Raw genomic sequence first — 200 nt, 5'->3', positions numbered from 1 at the left:
CTCGTGACCTCCTGCTTGCAAGGCAGGCGCTCTCCCAACTGAGCTAATCCCCCATGGGTATGGGCTTAAGTGGACTCGAACCACCGACCTCACGCTTATCAGGCGTGCGCTCTAACCAGCTGAGCTATAAGCCCATATTCTTTTGTAATTTGGCGGCCACCTACTCTCCCACACCGTCTCCAGTGCAGTACCATCGGCCG

Annotated in this window: 1 tRNA gene; it reads right to left on the bottom strand. The window is 56.5% G+C overall.

Annotated elements, in window-relative coordinates:
- Window positions 1–60: 60 nt before the first annotated feature.
- A tRNA-Ile gene (locus LI126_RS15660) sits at window positions 61–134 on the bottom strand.
- Window positions 135–200: the final 66 nt, after the last annotated feature.

It is taken from the genome of Mediterraneibacter sp. 210702-DFI.5.30 (genome assembly GCF_020560115.1).
GTDB lineage: Bacteria > Bacillota > Clostridia > Lachnospirales > Lachnospiraceae > Mediterraneibacter > Mediterraneibacter faecis.
This window is presented reverse-complemented; position numbering and strand designations above follow the sequence as displayed.